This window comes from Methylobacterium dankookense (assembly GCF_902141855.1).
Taxonomy (GTDB): Bacteria; Pseudomonadota; Alphaproteobacteria; order Rhizobiales; family Beijerinckiaceae; genus Methylobacterium; species Methylobacterium dankookense.
Map to the genome: position 1 here is coordinate 72,347 of NZ_CABFVH010000012.1, position 14,613 is coordinate 86,959.

Consider the following 14,613-nt stretch of genomic DNA (forward strand, 5'->3'; position numbering starts at 1 on the left):
TTGGTCCGGGTCCACCCCGGACATGCCTCGTTCCGGGACGCCTGCATCGACGGCGCCCGCACCAATCGTCGCCCGATCTCGGCCGCAATCTTGCCACAGTGACAAAAGCGTGGCAGTGTCCGTCTCATAGTGAAACACTGGGCTGCCAAGCGTGGAGGCGCGCTTCCATGGCCGTCATTGCATTCCCCGAGAACCGGACCGAGGCCGACGACGTGCGGGAGCGCCGCGGGCAGGCGATCGCGCATGCCCGGCAGCTCCGGTCGCTCGCCTGGGTGGCGCTCCGCGACGGCATGCCCCACGGGGCTCTGCGCGCGGCCACCGCCCGCACGGCGGCGCGGCGCATCCTGCAGCACGAGCGGCGGGCCGCGATCCTGAGCCGCGTCGTCGCGGATGCCATGGACGCCTTCGTGCAGGAGCAGGCGGCGCTCGCCGGCTGAATCCCGAGAGCATTTTCCGCGGACGTGGTTGCCGGTTCCGCGAAAGAAAATGCGGCCCACGCAATCAGAGAGAGCCTTTTCCCGTGATCCAGGGATCACGGAAAAGGCTCTACCGGATCCGCAAGCCGATCCGCGGCCGCCACACGCCGAGCACGACATTGGCCGTCGCCACCGCGAGCAGGACCCAGAGCGTGTTGCGCTCAGGGCCCAGCGAGGCGGCAAGCGTCGCCGGATCGGCCTGGCCGGCGAGGGCCGCGGCGCTGCGCTTGGCCTCCTCCTGCATCGGCCCCTGGATCCCGACGAAGCCGCCCTCGAAGATCAGGATGCCGGTGGCGAGCTTCACCCAGGCCCAGCCGGCGCTGTGGAAGCCGCGATGCACGGCGATGGCGAGCAGGCCGGCGAGCAGCACGAGCGCGAGCGAGGGCAGGAAGATCCAGGTGGCGATGGCGCCCATCGCGCCCCGGATCAGGGCGTAGCCGGCGAGGGACGACGGCGGCGGCGCGACGCTGAGCAGCACGAGGAGCGCGGCCATCGCGCCCATCAAACCGATGGCCCCCATCGTGTGGAGGAACTTCATGAGGCGTCGCACGGCGTCTTCCCCCGTCCGGCAGGGGCGAAGCCTATCGCGGACCGCCCGGTCGCGGTAGCCGGATCGAGCCCGAGATCCCGCAGGCGTGAACCGGACGCGCCCGCATCCGTTCGCCTCAAGACCGATTCCGAGGAACACGCCCGCGCATGACGGCACCGATCGCCTTCGACAACAGCTATGCCCGCCTGCCGGCCCGCTTCCACGCGCGGCTCGCGCCGACCCCCGTCGAGCGGCCGCGGCTGATCCGGCTCAACCGGGCGCTCGCCCGCGATCTCGGCCTCGATCCCGACTGGCTCGCGAGCCCGGACGGCGTCGCGGCGCTTGCCGGCAACCGCGTGATCGAGGGCTCCGAGCCGCTCGCCGCGGCCTATGCCGGGCATCAGTTCGGCAACTTCGTGCCGCAGCTCGGGGACGGGCGGGCGATCCTGCTCGGCGAGGTGATCGGCCGCGACGGACGCCGCGACATCCAGCTCAAGGGGTCCGGGCCGACACCGTTCTCCCGCCACGCGGACGGACGGGCGGCGCTCGGCCCGGTGCTGCGCGAATATCTCGTCAGCGAGGCGATGGCGGCGCTGGGCATCCCCACCACCCGGGCGCTCGCGGCGGTCTCGACCGGCGAGCACGTGGCGCGCGAGCGGTTCCTGCCCGGCGCGGTCCTCACCCGCGTGGCGGCGAGCCACATCCGGGTCGGCACCTTCCAGTTCTTCGCCGCGCGCAGCGACGTCGAGGGCCTGCGCACCCTCGCCGACCACGTGCTCGCCCGGCACGACCCGGAGGCGGCGCGGGCCGAAAAACCCTATCGCGCGCTCCTCGCGGGCGTGGTGGCGCGGCAGGCCGAGCTGGTGGCGCGCTGGCTGCTCGTCGGCTTCGTCCACGGCGTGATGAACACCGACAACATGTCGGTCGCCGGCGAGACGATCGATTACGGTCCCTGCGCCTTCCTCGACACCTACGACCCACGCACCGCCTTCAGCTCCATCGACCAGCACGGGCGCTACGCCTACGGCAACCAGCCGCGCATCGCCCTGTGGAACCTCGCCCGCCTCGCCGAGACCCTGCTGCCGCTGCTCTCCGCCGACGAGGGCGAGGCGGTGGCCGAGGCGGAGAGCGTGCTGGAGGGATTCGGGGCGCGCTTCGAGGCCGCCTATCACGGCGGCCTCGGCCGGAAGATCGGTCTCTCCGGCTTGCGCGAGGACTTGCGCGAGGACGACGCCGCGCTCGCGGGCGACCTGCTCAAGCGCATGGCCGAGAACCAGGCCGACTTCACCCTGACCTTCCGCAACCTCTGCGCCGCGGCCGAGCGGCCGGAGGCCGACGGGGCGGTGCGCGACCTCTTCGTCGACCCCACCGCCTACGACGACTGGGCGGCGCGCTGGCGCGAGCGCCTCGGGAAGGAGCAGCGGGACGGAACCGAGACGGCCCGCGCCATGCGCGCGGTCAACCCGGCCTTCATCCCGCGCAACCACCGGGTCGAAGAGATGATCGAGGCGGCCGTCGAGCGGGAGGATTTCGCTCCCTTCGAACGGATGCTGGCCGTCCTCGCCCGCCCCTACGACGACCAGCCGGAGGAAGCCGCCTATGCCGAGCCGCCGGCGGACCGGGGCATCGGCTACCGGACCTTCTGCGGGACCTGAGCGACGACGCTCCGGGTTTCCAAAGGCCTCAGGCCTTTGGCGGGTCCAGGGCAGAGCCCTGGGATCGCCCCCGAAGCCCGCCGGAAAGCCCCGTCCCTCCGGAGTCCCGGTCGTCCGCCAGCACCAGCCCGAACGCCTCCGCGAAGCCGCGCCGGCCGGCCGGGGTGACCGTGACCGCCCGGCTGTCCCGCACCCGCGCGATCCAGCCGAGTTCCTCGCAGCGGCGGCAGAGCGCGGCGCCGATCTGCCCGGCGAGGTGCGGGCGCCGCTCGCTCCAGTCGAGGCAGGGCCGGCAGAACAGGCGCCGCGTGCGCGCGGGCTCCGTCGGCAGGCCGAACGCATCGAGCCAGGCGCGGCCCGCCTCGGTCGCCTCGCCGGCCTCCTCGCCGAGCACGATCAGCCCGCGCGCCACCAGCGCATCGGCGAGGCCGACCCCGAGCCGCCCGGCGAGGTGGTCGTAGCAGGTGCGGGCCTCGCGCAGCGCCGGGCTGATCCTGGGCGTCGCCCGCGGCGGCTCCGGCACCGGCTCGGCCGCGGCCACGAGGATGCTCTCCAGCATGCGCGCGACCTCCGGCGAGGCGAGGCGGAAATAGCGGTGGCGCCCCTGGCGGGCGACCCCGAGCAGGCGGCCCGCGACCAGCCGGCCGAGATGCCCGCTCGCGGTCGGGGCCGTGATCCCGGCGGTGAAGGCGAGCTCCGTCGCGGTCAGCGCGCGCCCGTCGAGGAGCGCGCCGAGCATGGCGGCGCGGGCGGGGTCGCCGACCAGCGCGGCGGTTCCGGCAAGGCTTGCTGCGGTCGTCATCGCGGCAGCATAGGCCCCCGCGCCCGGCCGATCACGCCCCGACGCTTCGGCCCCGGCCGAAGCATCGCCGGAGAGCCGCAGATCCGAAAGGTCCGGATCGGACCCGTTCCCCGGTGACGAATCGCGCCCGCCGCGCAAAAAAGCCGTCCCGCCCCTGTCGGATCCCGGCCGCGATCCGCGTCCTCGCTCATGTCAAGGAGACGCCATGCTCTACGCAATCCTCTGCTACAAGGACGAGGACGTCGTCGCCGCCTGGAGCGAGGCGGAGGACGCCGCCGTCATGACCCGGCTCGGCGTGGTCCACGAGACGCTCGCGCGGCAAGGCAAGCTCGGGCCGTCGCTGCGCCTGCTGCCGACCACCGCCGCCACCACCCTGCGCAAGGGCGGCGAGCCGCCGCTGGTGATCGACGGCCCCTTCGCCGAGACCAAGGAGCAGCTCCTCGGCTTCTACGTGGTGGACGTCGCCGACCTCGACGAGGCGCTCGCCATCGCCCGCGACCTCGCCGCCGCCAATCCCGGCGGCGCCTACGAGCTGCGGCCGGTGCTGCTCTACAATCCCGATCCGCGCGTGGCCGCCGGATGAGCGCCACCGATCCCGACAGCGCCTGGATCGCGGCGGCGCTCGCCGCGTCCCGCCCGCGGGTGCTCGCCGCCCTGCTGCGCGCCTTCCGCGACCTCGACACGGCCGAGGAGGCCTATCAGGAGGCGGCCCTGCGCGCCCTGCGGACCTGGCCGCGCAACGGGCCGCCGCGGGACGTGGCCGCCTGGCTGATCCTCGTCGGCCGCAACGCCGCGCTCGACGGCAAGCGCCGCCGCACCCGGGAGGAGCCGCTGCCGCCGGAGGAGGCCCTGTCCGACCGCGACGACGCCGAGGCGCCGCTCGCGGAGCGGATCGACGCCTCCGCCTACCGCGACGACATCCTGCGGCTCCTCTTCATCTGCTGCCATCCGGAGCTTCCGGCGACGCAGCAGGTCGCGCTGGCGCTGCGCATCGTCTCCGGCCTGAGCGTCGCGCGCATCGCCCGCGCCTTCCTCGCCTCGGAGGCCGCGATGGAGCAGCGCATCACCCGCGCCAAGGCGCGGATCGCCCGGAGCGCGGTGCCCTACGAGGCGCCGGGGCCGGCCGAGCGGGCGGAGCGGCTCGGGGCCGTCTCGGCCATGGTCTACCTCGTCTTCAACGCCGGCTATTCCGCCGGGACCGGCACCGAGCGGGCGGCGCTCTGCGATGAAGCGATCCGCCTCGGGCGCCTGCTGCTGCGCCTGTTCGGCAGCGAGCCGGAGGTGATGGGGCTCGTGGCCCTGATGCTCCTCCAGCACGCCCGGACGCCCGCCCGCTTCGACGCCGAGGGCGACATCGTGCTCCTCGACGACCAGGACCGCGGCCTCTGGCGCGGGCCGATGATCGCCGAGGGGCTCGCCCTCGTGGACAAGGCGATGCGCCACCGCGCGCCGGGTCCCTACCAGGTCCAGGCCGCCATCGCCGCCCTGCACGCCCGCGCCGCGTGCCCGCAGGACACCGACTGGGCGGGGATCGACACGCTCTACGCGACGCTGGAGCGGCTGCAGCCCTCGCCGGTGGTCAGCCTCAACCGCGCGGTCGCGACCGCCAAGGTCGGCGGGCCGGCGGCGGGGCTCGCCCGCGTCGAGCCGCTGGCCGGCCCGCTCGACGGCTATTTCCACTTCCACGGCCTGCGCGGCGCCCTGCTGATGCAGCTCGGCCGGGACGGCGAGGCGCGCGAGGCGATGGGCCGGGCGATCGCGCTCGCCGGCACCGCGGCCGAGGCGGCGCATATCCGCATGCAGCTCGACCGGCTGAGCCGGGACGCCGCCGAACGAATCTGAAAAAAAAGATCCGCGCGGGTGTCGGGGGCCGCCCGGCCCGCGCGTCCTTGGGGTGAGGCCGCAGGGAACACCAGGGGATGCGGCCGAGGAGGAGAGGACCCGCATGAGCCAGAATTCCGAGACCGCGCCGGCCCCCGTGAAGGGCGGCGTCGTCGCCTACCTGACCGTGGATGGCGCCCTGAAGGCCGCCGAGTTCTACGCCCGTGCCTTCGGCGCCGAGACCGTCACTGCCATGCCCGCCGACGAGCAGGGCCGGACGATGCATGTTCACCTCCATGTGAACGGCTCCTCGCTGATGCTGAGCGACGCCTATCCGGAGCACGGCCACCCGTTCCGGGATCCCCAGGGCTTCAACCTGACGCTGATGGTGGACGAGATCGACGCCCGCTACGCCCGCGCCGTCGAGGCCGGGGCGACTGCCGTGATGCCGCCGACCGAGATGTTCTGGGGCGACCGCTACGGGCAGCTGCGCGACCCGTTCGGCATCCTCTGGGCGATGAACCAGCAGAAGCGCTGAGACGCCCCCTCCCCGAACCCGACGAGGCCGACCATGACCGATCCGAGCGCGCGCGAGCTCGTCCTCACGCGCATCATCCCCGCCTCCCCCGCCGCCCTCTACCGGGCCTGGACCGAGCCGGAGCTCCTGAAGCGCTGGTTCGCCCCCAAGCCCTGGTCGGTGGCCGAGGCCGAGACCGATCCGCGCCCCGGCGGCTCCAGCCGCATCGTCATGCGCGGGCCGGACGGCACCGAGTTCCCGAGCGCGGGCGTCTATCTCGACGTGGTGGAGAACGCGCGCATCGTCTTCACCGACGCCTATACCCGCGCCTGGGAGCCGGCGGCCAAGCCCTTCTTCACCGGCATCATCACCTTCGAGCCGGTGGAGGGCGGCACCCGCTACACGGCGCGGGCGCTGCACTGGACGGCGGAGGACCGCGCCGCGCACGAGGCGATGGGCTTCCACGAGGGCTGGGGCCGCTGCGCCGACCAGCTCGCGGAACTCGCCGCCACCCTCTGACGGGATCGGATCCCGCCCCTCCGCGAACAGGACGGAACGACACATGCCGAAGGTCAGCACCTGCCTCTGGTTCGACCGGGACGCCGAGGCGGCGGTCCGCCTCTACGTCTCGCTCGTGCCGGATTCCTGGATCGATCACATCCAGCGCGCGCCGGGGCCGTGGCCCGGCGGCGAGACCGGCGACGCGATCCTGCTCGCCTTCACGCTGGGCGGGCAAAGCTACCAGGCGCTCAATGGCGGCATGGCGGCCGATTACGGGACGGCGGCCTCGATCTCAATCTCCTGCGCCGACCAGGCCGAGGTGGACAGGCTCTGGGCCGCCCTCACCGCGGATGGCGGCCAGGAGATCGCCTGCGGCTGGCTGCGCGACCGCTGGGGCGTGCCGTGGCAGATCGTGCCCGAGGCCATGCTGCGCCTCCTCGCCGATCCGCATCCTGGCGTCTCGGGCCGGGCCTTCACCGCCATGCAGGGCATGGTGAAGCTCGACATCGCGGCCCTGGAGCGCGCGGCGGCCGGGGAGGGCTGACAGCGGGGGCTTCTCCGGGCCGGGCGCGGCGGATGCCGGTGGCCATCCGCCTCCGGCCGTGATCTCTGGCGCGGCGGCACCCGCGCCGGAGAGACACGCCATGCAGTCCAACGAACCCGGCAACGCAGAGCGGACGCAGCCGGCCGATCCGGCACGGGACGGCCTGCAGACGCCCTGCCTCCTCCTCGACGCGGCGAAGGTCCGGGCGAACGTGGACCGGATGCGCGCGCATCTGACCGGCCTCGGCGTCGCCTTCCGGCCGCATCTGAAGACCGCCAAGTCCCTCGACGTGGCCCGCATCGCCATGACGGCGCCCGAGGGCCCCGCCATGGTCTCCACCCTGCGCGAGGCGGAGTATTTCGCCGAGGGCGGGGTGCGCGACATGATCTACGGGGTCGGCATCGCCCCGGCGAAGCTTGATCGCGTCGCGGCCATCCGCGCGCGCGGGGTCGATCTCGCCGTCATCCTCGACAGCCTCGAACAGGCGGACGCCGTGGCCGCGCAGGCCCGGGCGGCCGGCGACGCCCTGCCGGTCCTGATCGAGGTGGATGCCGACGGCCACCGCTCGGGCGTCGCGCCGGACGACACGGCGACGCTCGTGGCGATCGGCCGGCGCCTGACGGAGGGCGGTGCCGCCCTGCGCGGGGTGCTGCTCCATGCGGGCGACAGCTACGCCCTCAGCGATCCCGCCGCGCTCGCGGACGCCGCCGAGGCCGAGCGCCGCGCGGCGGTTCGGGCAGCGGACGCCCTGCGGGGCGCTGGCCTGCCCTGCCCCGTGGTCAGCATCGGCTCGACCCCGACCGCGCGCTTCGCCCGCGACCTCACCGGCGTCACCGAGGTCCGCGCCGGCGTGTTCATGTTCGGCGACCTGTACCAGGCCGGCACCGGCGCGGTGGCGGTGGCGGACATCGCCCTGTCGGTGCTCGCCACCGTGATCGGCCATCAGCGGGCGAAGGGCTGGATCATCGTGGATGCCGGCTGGATGGCGCTCTCGCGCGACCGCGGCACGGCGAAACAGGCGGTGGACCAGGGCTACGGCGTGGTCTGCGACCTCGCGGGGCAGGCCTACCCGGATCTCCTCGTCGCCGACGCGAACCAGGAGCACGGCATCGTGGCGCTCCGGCGCGGATCGGGGGCCAGGCTGCCCGATCTGCCGGTCGGATCGCGGATCCGCATCCTGCCGAACCATGCCTGCGCCACCGGCGCGCAGCACGAATGCTACCACGTTCTCGACGAGGCCGGCCGCGTCTCCGGGGTGTGGCCCCGCATCAACGGCTGGTAGCGCGGGAGCCGCCCCCTATTCGGCGGCGGTCCGCGGCACGTCCGCCCCGGCCGCGGCGAACTGGGCCGCGTGCAGGCGCCGGTAGTATCCGCCCGCCGCCAGCAGCGCCTCGTGCCGGCCCTCCTCGACGATGCCGCTCTGCGTCACCACCACGATGCGGTCGGCATGCCGGACCGTGGCGAGCCGATGCGCGATGACCAGGGTGGTCCGGCCGGAAGCGAGTTCGGCGAGCGCGGCCTGGATCTCCCGCTCGGTCTCGGTGTCGAGGGCCGAGGTCGCCTCGTCGAGGATCAGGATCGGCGGGTTCTTCAGGAAGACCCGCGCGATGGCGAGGCGCTGCTTCTGCCCGCCGGAGAGCTTCACGCCGCGCTCGCCGACCACGGTGTCGAGCCCGTCCGGCAGCCCCGCGATCAGGTCGCCGAGGCGGGCGCGCCGCGCCGCTTCCAGGATCTCGGCCTCGCCGGCATCGAGCCGGCCATAGGCGACGTTCTCGCGGATCGTGCCTGCGAACAGGAACACGTCCTGCTGCACGATGCCGATCTGACCGCGCAGGGAGGCGAGCGTGTAGTCGCGGATGTCGCGCCCATCGATCGTGATGCGTCCGGCCCCGACCTCGTAGAAGCGCGGGATCAGCGAGCACAGCGTGGTCTTGCCCGCGCCGGAGGGGCCGACGAGCGCCACCGTCTCGCCCGCGCCCACCGCGAGGTTCAGGCCCGCGAGGACGGGCCGGTCCGGGCTGTAGCCGAAGGAGACGTCCTCGAAGCGGATGTCGCCGCGCAAGCTGCCTGCCGCCACCGCGTCCGGCCGGTCCACGATGTCGGGCTCGGTGCCGAGGAGGCCCATGTAGCGCCGGAATCCGGCGATGCCCTTGGGATAGGTCTCGACCACCGCGCCGATCTTCTCCAGCGGCCGGTAGAACACGCCCACCAGCAGCAGGAAGCCGACGAAGCCGCCCGCCGTGAGATCGCCGCGCACCACGAAGGCGGCGCCGCCCAGCAGCACCACGATCTGGACGAGGCGCATGCCGAGATAGTTGATCGACAGGCTCGCCGCCATGATGCGGTAGGCCTCGAGCTTGGTGGCGCGGTAGCGGGCGTTGTCGACCGCGAAGAGCGCGCGCTCATGCGCCTCGTTGGCGAAGGCGCGCACCACGCGCACGCCGCCGACATTCTCCTCGATGCGGGCGTTGAAGGCGCCGACGCGGCCGTACTGGGCCTGCCAGTTGCGGGTCATGCGGCCGCCGTAGCGCAGGGTCACGAAGGCGATGACCGGCAGGATCGCCGCCGTCATCAGGGCGAGCGGCGGATGCACCCAGATCATCAGGCCGAAGGCGCCGAAGAGCGTCATCACCGCGATGAACAGGTCCTCCGGCCCGTGATGGGCGACCTCGCCGATCTCCTCCAGATCCTTGGTGACGCGGGCGACGAGGTGCCCGGTCTTCTGGCCGTCGTAGAAGCGGAAGGAGAGCTTCTGCAGGTGGTCGAAGGCGCGCGCCCGCATCGCGGTCTCGATGTTGATGCCGAGCACGTGTCCCCAATAGGTGACGACGACCATCAGGCCGGCATTGGCGACGTAGAGAGCCGCGAGACCGGCGGCGGCGAGCACGATCAGGCCCCAATCCTGCTGCGGCAGCAGCCGGTCGACGAAGGCCTTCACGGCGACGGGGAAGCCGAGTTCGAGCAGGCCCGAGAGCACGGCGCAGCCGAAATCCACCAGGAACAGCGTCCGGTGCGGCCGGTAATAGGCGAGGAAGGCCTTCAGCATCGGGATTCGGAACAGCGACCGGTCGAACATTCGAGGGGGCAGAGCGCTCCGCAGGAGGGAACGCCCGGCAGGCGTTGGCGCAGGCAGCAGGTGCGCCGCCGGCAGCCGGAGGCGCCCGGGCACAGGGCCTGCGCCAGGGGGCCTCTCGTAGCGCAGGCCGGCCCCGCGCACCAACCGAGGCAGGCGGCGACCTCCGCGCGGGCCGGCGCGTCCGCCTCACCGAACTCGCGAGCGACGTAGTCGAGGATCACCGCGGCATTGCCCCACAGGACGCGGCGGGCGATGCCGCAGCGGGCGTGGCACAGCTCCACGAAGGGGTTCAGATGGTCCTCGATCAGCCCCGCGAGGCCGGGCGGCGGGCCGGCGGAGGGCGCCCGCGTGTCGGGCTCCACCAGCAGGCGGGCGGGGCGCCCCGCCGCGTCGAGCTCGAGGCTCGTCCGGTCGAAGGCGAGCGGCAGGGGGCGCCCGAGGCGCAGGAGCGCGGTCAGCGCGGGGGTGGCGAGGACGGCGAAGTAGAACTGGCTCCAGTAGGAGACGAGGGCGCGGCGGTCGCGCGGCTCCCCGGTCTCCCCGAGCCCTGCGCTGAAGGCCGAGAGCGCCGCGTCGAACACGGCCGGGTCGCGCAGGGCGACCAGCCGGGTCGCCGCCGGGCCGCCGGGACCCGCGGCCACGCCGCCGCGATAGGCGCCGAGCGAGTCGGGCACGCGGCAGGCGATCTCCGCGATCATCGCGCGCCCCCCGGAACCGTCCGCCGCGTCCGGGAGACCGCGAGCGCGAGCCAAGCGATCGCGGCGGCGTAGAGCGGCATCGCGGCGAGGAAATAGGCCGGCCAGCCGGCCCAGCCGGCGAGCGCGGGCGCGGCCACGCGCAGCGGCATCGCCGCGAAGAAGGCCGCCCCGAACAGCAGCGCGTAGTCCGTGGCCGGCCGCGGCCCCTGCGCCCAGCGGTAGATCATGTTGAACACCGGCACGCCGATGAGACCGCCGCAGACGAAGTTCATGACGGTGGCGACGATGGCCGGGGCCGGGGCCCCGGCGGCGCAGGCGGCGGCCATGAGGCCGCCCGAGGCGAGGACGCCGATCCCGCCCAGCACGATCAGCAGGGCCGTGCCGAAGCGCGCGGCGAGGGCGCCCGCCACCAGCGCCATGACGAGGTTGACCCCGGGCAGGACGCTGCCCGTCAGGAACCCGACCTGGCCCAGCGGCACGCCGAGATCGAGCAGCGCCAGGGTGTTGGGCCCCGACAGGAGGTAGGCGGCGGCGAAATAGGCGCCGAGCACCAGGATCCGCGAGACCAGGGCGCGCAGGCGCGCGAACGAGCCCGACCAGCGCTCCGGCGCGCCGCCGGCCCCGCGCAGGCGCCGTTCCGGATAGGCCAGGATCGGCAGCAGGCAGAGCGCGTCGAGCCCGGCGCAGGCGAGGACCGCGAGACGCCATCCGAGGACATCGTAGGATCCAACCAGGACGCCGACGCCGAGGATGCCGCCGAGCGAGGCGCCGCAGAGCTTGGCCGAGGCGACGAAGGCGCGCCGCTCCGCCGGCACCGTCTCGACCACCAGAGCTTCGAGGGCGATGTCCATCGTCGCGACGCAGGCGCAGGCCCCGATCGCCAGCGCCAGCAGCGCCGGCAGCGGCCAGTGCTCGCCGAAGCTCAGGACGCAGAGCAGTGCGACGGTCAGCCCCTGCGCCGCCGCGATCCAGCCGACCCGGTGCGGGAGGACCGGCAGGCGCAGGCGGTCGAGCGCCGCCGCCCACAGGAAGGTGAGCCCGACCGGCAGGTTGATGAGTTGCAGCAGGCCGACCTCGGCGAGGACCATGCCGCGCGCCCGCAGGATCAACGGGGCGCCGCCGGCCAGGAAGCCGATCGTCGCGCCGAAGGTGACATAGAGACAGAAGAACGGCGCCAGCGGGCGCAGGCCCGTCAGTGCGGCCCCGGCCCGCTCGCCGAGCCGGATGGCGGCGGATCCGCTCATTGGGATCGCATGCCTGGGGATCGCATGCCTGGGGATCGCATGCCTGGGGATCGCGTTCCGGCGCGCCCGCAGCGGGCCGGAGGGCGTGAGAGCCCGATGCGGCAGCAGTTTATAATCACACTAAACTATTGGTGCGCTTCATCTTTCCCGATTAGTCGAGCGACCGGGGATGTTCAAGGCGATGGACCTGCGGCGTCTCGCCAGCCACCCCGGCACGCGCCGGCCACGGCCTTACGGCCGGCTGGTCGCACAACCGAAAGAGGCGAGAAGCAAGTCCTTCAACTTAGAATAATTACATAACATAGTGCTTGGCAATTGCATGCAACGCGCTATCAACACGATCACATCGCCGTGATGCGAATGTAGAGCGTAAATAAGCTGCCGGTCCTATGCCGCGCTGAGGGCACTTTACAATGATACTATCTTGCGCAACACCGAAGGTGCATGTGCTGGGATGCCTTTTTCGCGGACCTTTGTACGTCGCCCTTCTGTCGACGACCTGTAGCCTCAGCCTCGTTGCCGCAACCCGGGCCCAGGACGCGTCGGCGCCGGCGATCGAGCTGTCGGAATTGAGCGTCACCGGCGAGGGGCGCAGCCTGGGCGGGAGCCTGTACGGGCCGGGCGGCGCCTCGGGCGCGGTGCCGGGCTATGTGGCGAGCCGCAGCACCGTCGCCACCAAGACCGACACGCCGATCATCGAGACGGCGCAGTCGATCTCGGTGGTCGGCCGCAGGCAGATCGAGGACCAGAACGCGCTCAGCATCAACCAGGCCCTGCGCTACACGCCGAGCGTCACCACCGAGCAGCGCGGCGGCGCGGGCTCGACCCGGCTGGAGCAGTTCTACATCCGCGGCTTCCAGGCGCCGATCTTCCTCGACGGGATGGTGCTGCCCGGCAGCCGCGACGCCTTCCCCACGGTCGATCCCTATCGGGTGGAGCGCATCGACATCATCAAGGGACCGACCTCGGTGCTCTACGGGCAGGCGGGGGCCGGCGGCATCGTCAACCTCACCTCGAAGATTCCGCAATTCGTCAGCCACGGCGAGATCTTCATCCAGGGCGGCGACTTCAACACCGTGCGCGGCGGCGTCGATGTCGGCGGCCCGATCCCGGCCGAGGCCGGGCCGCTCGCCGACCAGTTCGCCTACCGCCTGATCGCCTCCGGCTGGAACGCCGACGGGCCGGCCGTGACGACCCGGGTCGAGCGCGCCTTCATCAATCCGAGCCTGACCTGGCGGCCGTCGGCCGACACGCAGCTCACCGTGATCGGCAACTACCAGCGCGATCCCTTCTCGGGCTTCTACGGCGGCTTCCCGGCCGTCGGCACGGTCTTCCCGCGCAATTTCGGCAACGGCATCGTCGGCCGCCTGCCGGTCGACTTCTACGACGGCGACCGCAACTTCGAGCGCTCGGACCGCACGCAGGCCTCGGTCAGCTACCTGTTCGACCACCGCTTCAACGAAGCCTTACGCTTCCACTCGGCCGGGCGCTGGCTGACCTCGCAGGGCGATTACCGGAGCGTCTACAGCGCCTTCAACACCGCCAACGGCCCCTTCACCAGCGGGCCGATCATCAGCCGTTCGCGCGGCGGCACGAATGTCGACATCGATGCCTTGACCTTCGACAACAACGTCGTGGCGAACTTCGATACCGGCATCTTCGGGCACACGGCCCTCGTCGGTGTGGATTACCGCTCCATCGAGACGCGCACGCTGTCGGGCCCCTTCCCGACGGCGCCCAGCCTGAACGCGCTCGCGCCCAACTACTTCACGAACATCCCGCAGGTCCCCTTCACGGCGGATGCGCGCATCACCGCCGAGCAGACCGGCATCTACTTCCAGGACCAGATCAAGTTCGACCGCCTCGTCCTGACCCTCGGCGGGCGCTACGACTGGGCGCGCCAGACCGGGCCGACCCGCAACCTCACCACCAATCTCGTCACCAACCAGGACGTGCCGGCCGAGGCCTTCACGGGCCGCGCGAGCCTGCTCTACCTGTTCGACAGCGGGATCGCGCCTTACGTCGCCTACAGCGAGGCCTTCGAGCCGATCGTCTCCGGCCGCATCTTCGATCCGGCCTTCGGCGCCGCCGGGCGCATCCCCGCCCCGATCACCAGCAACCAGTACGAGGCAGGCATCAAGTATCAGCCGCCCGGCACCGACATCCTGCTCACCACCGCCTTCTTCGACATCCGGCGCTCGAACGCGACCAACACCGACCCGGCCAATCCCAGCTTCGTCCTGCAGACGGGCGAGGTCGGCGTGCAGGGCGTCGAGTTCGAGGCGCGGGCGAACGTCACCGAGTCCCTCTCGCTGGTCGGCGGCTTCTCCTTCCTCGACATCCGCAACACCCGCGACATCGGCACCACCAGCAACGACCTGACCGGCCAGCAGGTCCCCCTCGTCGGCCGACGGCCCGTGCTGGTGCCGGACACCACCGCCTCGCTCTTCGTGGATTACCGCTTCACGGAGGGGGCGCTCGCCGGCCTCGGGCTCGGCGGCGGCGTGCGCTATCTCGGCCCCTCCTGGGGCGATCCGGCCAACACCTTCAAGGTGCCGCCGAGCGTCCTCGTCGACGCGGTCCTCAGCTACGACCTGAAGTATCTCAACCCGACGCTGCAGGGCTTCCAGCTCCAGGTGAACGCGCAGAACCTGCTCGACGAGCGCTACGTGACGGGCTGCTTCAGCTATTCCGGCTGCTATTACGGCCTGCCGCGCACGGTCCTAGCCACCCTGCGCTACCGCTGGTAG

14 protein-coding genes are annotated in these 14,613 nt (G+C 72.4%); 9 read left to right on the forward strand and 5 right to left on the reverse strand.

All coding sequences use genetic code 11. From position 1 onward, the window contains the following. Positions 1-167 precede the first annotated feature (167 nt). Complete coding sequence (locus MTDSW087_RS11860) at positions 168-437, forward strand: hypothetical protein (protein WP_144764051.1); 270 nt, start codon at positions 168-170, stop codon at positions 435-437. Between the two features lie 109 nt (positions 438-546). Here the strand turns inward: MTDSW087_RS11860 and MTDSW087_RS11865 are convergent, their stop codons facing one another. Further along, positions 547-1,026, reverse strand: a complete 480-nt coding sequence (locus MTDSW087_RS11865) for a hypothetical protein (RefSeq protein WP_142582088.1) — start codon at positions 1,024-1,026, stop codon at positions 547-549. A gap of 146 nt (positions 1,027-1,172) precedes the next feature. Between MTDSW087_RS11865 and MTDSW087_RS11870 the strand changes: the two genes are divergently transcribed. Then, positions 1,173-2,660, forward strand: a complete 1,488-nt coding sequence (locus MTDSW087_RS11870; protein ID WP_144764053.1) for a protein adenylyltransferase SelO — start codon at positions 1,173-1,175, stop codon at positions 2,658-2,660. A 28-nt stretch (positions 2,661-2,688) separates the two neighbouring features. Here MTDSW087_RS11870 and MTDSW087_RS11875 read toward each other — a convergent pair whose 3' ends face one another. Further along, positions 2,689-3,462, reverse strand: a complete 774-nt coding sequence (locus MTDSW087_RS11875; protein ID WP_144764055.1) for an ArsR/SmtB family transcription factor — start codon at positions 3,460-3,462, stop codon at positions 2,689-2,691. A 205-nt stretch (positions 3,463-3,667) separates the two neighbouring features. Here MTDSW087_RS11875 and MTDSW087_RS11880 point away from each other — a divergent pair, with 205 nt between their 5' ends. The 6 genes from MTDSW087_RS11880 to MTDSW087_RS11905 all read left to right on the forward strand — a co-directional run bounded on the left by MTDSW087_RS11880 (position 3,668) and on the right by MTDSW087_RS11905 (position 8,127). Then, on the forward strand, positions 3,668-4,045 hold the full coding sequence (locus MTDSW087_RS11880) for a YciI family protein (protein WP_144764057.1): 378 nt from the start codon (positions 3,668-3,670) through the stop codon (positions 4,043-4,045). Continuing rightward, positions 4,042-5,304: an RNA polymerase sigma factor gene (locus MTDSW087_RS11885; RefSeq protein WP_144764058.1), complete on the forward strand. Its 1,263-nt coding sequence runs from the start codon at positions 4,042-4,044 to the stop codon at positions 5,302-5,304. Before MTDSW087_RS11880 ends, MTDSW087_RS11885 begins: the two co-directional genes overlap by 4 nt. A gap of 103 nt (positions 5,305-5,407) precedes the next feature. Then, positions 5,408-5,821, forward strand: coding sequence for a VOC family protein (locus MTDSW087_RS11890; RefSeq protein ID WP_144764059.1), 414 nt, complete (start codon positions 5,408-5,410; stop codon positions 5,819-5,821). Between the two features lie 33 nt (positions 5,822-5,854). Continuing rightward, positions 5,855-6,319 carry an SRPBCC family protein gene (locus tag MTDSW087_RS11895; RefSeq protein WP_144764060.1) on the forward strand — a complete coding sequence of 155 codons (465 nt, stop codon included), beginning with the start codon at positions 5,855-5,857 and terminating at the stop codon, positions 6,317-6,319. Between the two features lie 43 nt (positions 6,320-6,362). Next, positions 6,363-6,845, forward strand: coding sequence for a VOC family protein (locus MTDSW087_RS11900; protein WP_144764061.1), 483 nt, complete (start codon positions 6,363-6,365; stop codon positions 6,843-6,845). A gap of 100 nt (positions 6,846-6,945) precedes the next feature. Then, positions 6,946-8,127, forward strand: a complete 1,182-nt coding sequence (locus tag MTDSW087_RS11905; protein WP_144764063.1) for an alanine racemase — start codon at positions 6,946-6,948, stop codon at positions 8,125-8,127. Between the two features lie 15 nt (positions 8,128-8,142). Here MTDSW087_RS11905 and MTDSW087_RS11910 read toward each other — a convergent pair whose 3' ends face one another. From MTDSW087_RS11910 to MTDSW087_RS11920, 3 genes are read right to left on the reverse strand one after another with little or no spacing between them, the layout of a single operon-like run. Continuing rightward, on the reverse strand, positions 8,143-9,891 hold the full coding sequence (locus MTDSW087_RS11910) for an ABC transporter ATP-binding protein (protein WP_144764065.1): 1,749 nt from the start codon (positions 9,889-9,891) through the stop codon (positions 8,143-8,145). Then, positions 9,885-10,619: a siderophore-iron reductase FhuF gene (gene fhuF / locus MTDSW087_RS11915; protein ID WP_144764067.1), complete on the reverse strand. Its 735-nt coding sequence runs from the start codon at positions 10,617-10,619 to the stop codon at positions 9,885-9,887. The genes MTDSW087_RS11910 and fhuF overlap by 7 nt, the downstream gene beginning before the upstream one ends. Further along, positions 10,616-11,863 (reverse strand): MFS transporter, encoded by a 1,248-nt coding sequence (locus MTDSW087_RS11920; RefSeq protein WP_144764069.1) that lies wholly within the window; start codon positions 11,861-11,863, stop codon positions 10,616-10,618. Before MTDSW087_RS11920 ends, fhuF begins: the two co-directional genes overlap by 4 nt. A gap of 413 nt (positions 11,864-12,276) precedes the next feature. On the opposite strand from MTDSW087_RS11920, the gene MTDSW087_RS11925 reads away from it, so the two are divergent. Next, positions 12,277-14,613 carry a TonB-dependent siderophore receptor gene (locus MTDSW087_RS11925; RefSeq protein WP_144764071.1) on the forward strand — a complete coding sequence of 779 codons (2,337 nt, stop codon included), beginning with the start codon at positions 12,277-12,279 and terminating at the stop codon, positions 14,611-14,613.

Bases quoted from the DNA above. Each gene is read 5' to 3' on its own strand.
- fhuF (WP_144764067.1), bottom strand. From the start codon at position 10,619: ATGATCGCGGAGATCGCCTGCCGCGTGCCCGACTCGCTCGGCGCCTAT.
- MTDSW087_RS11880 (WP_144764057.1), top strand. From the start codon at position 3,668: ATGCTCTACGCAATCCTCTGCTACAAGGACGAGGACGTCGTCGCCGCC.
- MTDSW087_RS11890 (WP_144764059.1), top strand. From the start codon at position 5,408: ATGAGCCAGAATTCCGAGACCGCGCCGGCCCCCGTGAAGGGCGGCGTC.
- MTDSW087_RS11870 (WP_144764053.1), top strand. From the start codon at position 1,173: ATGACGGCACCGATCGCCTTCGACAACAGCTATGCCCGCCTGCCGGCC.
- MTDSW087_RS11875 (WP_144764055.1), bottom strand. From the start codon at position 3,462: ATGACGACCGCAGCAAGCCTTGCCGGAACCGCCGCGCTGGTCGGCGAC.
- MTDSW087_RS11895 (WP_144764060.1), top strand. From the start codon at position 5,855: ATGACCGATCCGAGCGCGCGCGAGCTCGTCCTCACGCGCATCATCCCC.
- MTDSW087_RS11920 (WP_144764069.1), bottom strand. From the start codon at position 11,863: ATGAGCGGATCCGCCGCCATCCGGCTCGGCGAGCGGGCCGGGGCCGCA.
- MTDSW087_RS11900 (WP_144764061.1), top strand. From the start codon at position 6,363: ATGCCGAAGGTCAGCACCTGCCTCTGGTTCGACCGGGACGCCGAGGCG.
- MTDSW087_RS11860 (WP_144764051.1), top strand. From the start codon at position 168: ATGGCCGTCATTGCATTCCCCGAGAACCGGACCGAGGCCGACGACGTG.
- MTDSW087_RS11905 (WP_144764063.1), top strand. From the start codon at position 6,946: ATGCAGTCCAACGAACCCGGCAACGCAGAGCGGACGCAGCCGGCCGAT.
- MTDSW087_RS11925 (WP_144764071.1), top strand. From the start codon at position 12,277: ATGATACTATCTTGCGCAACACCGAAGGTGCATGTGCTGGGATGCCTT.
- MTDSW087_RS11910 (WP_144764065.1), bottom strand. From the start codon at position 9,891: ATGCTGAAGGCCTTCCTCGCCTATTACCGGCCGCACCGGACGCTGTTC.
- MTDSW087_RS11885 (WP_144764058.1), top strand. From the start codon at position 4,042: ATGAGCGCCACCGATCCCGACAGCGCCTGGATCGCGGCGGCGCTCGCC.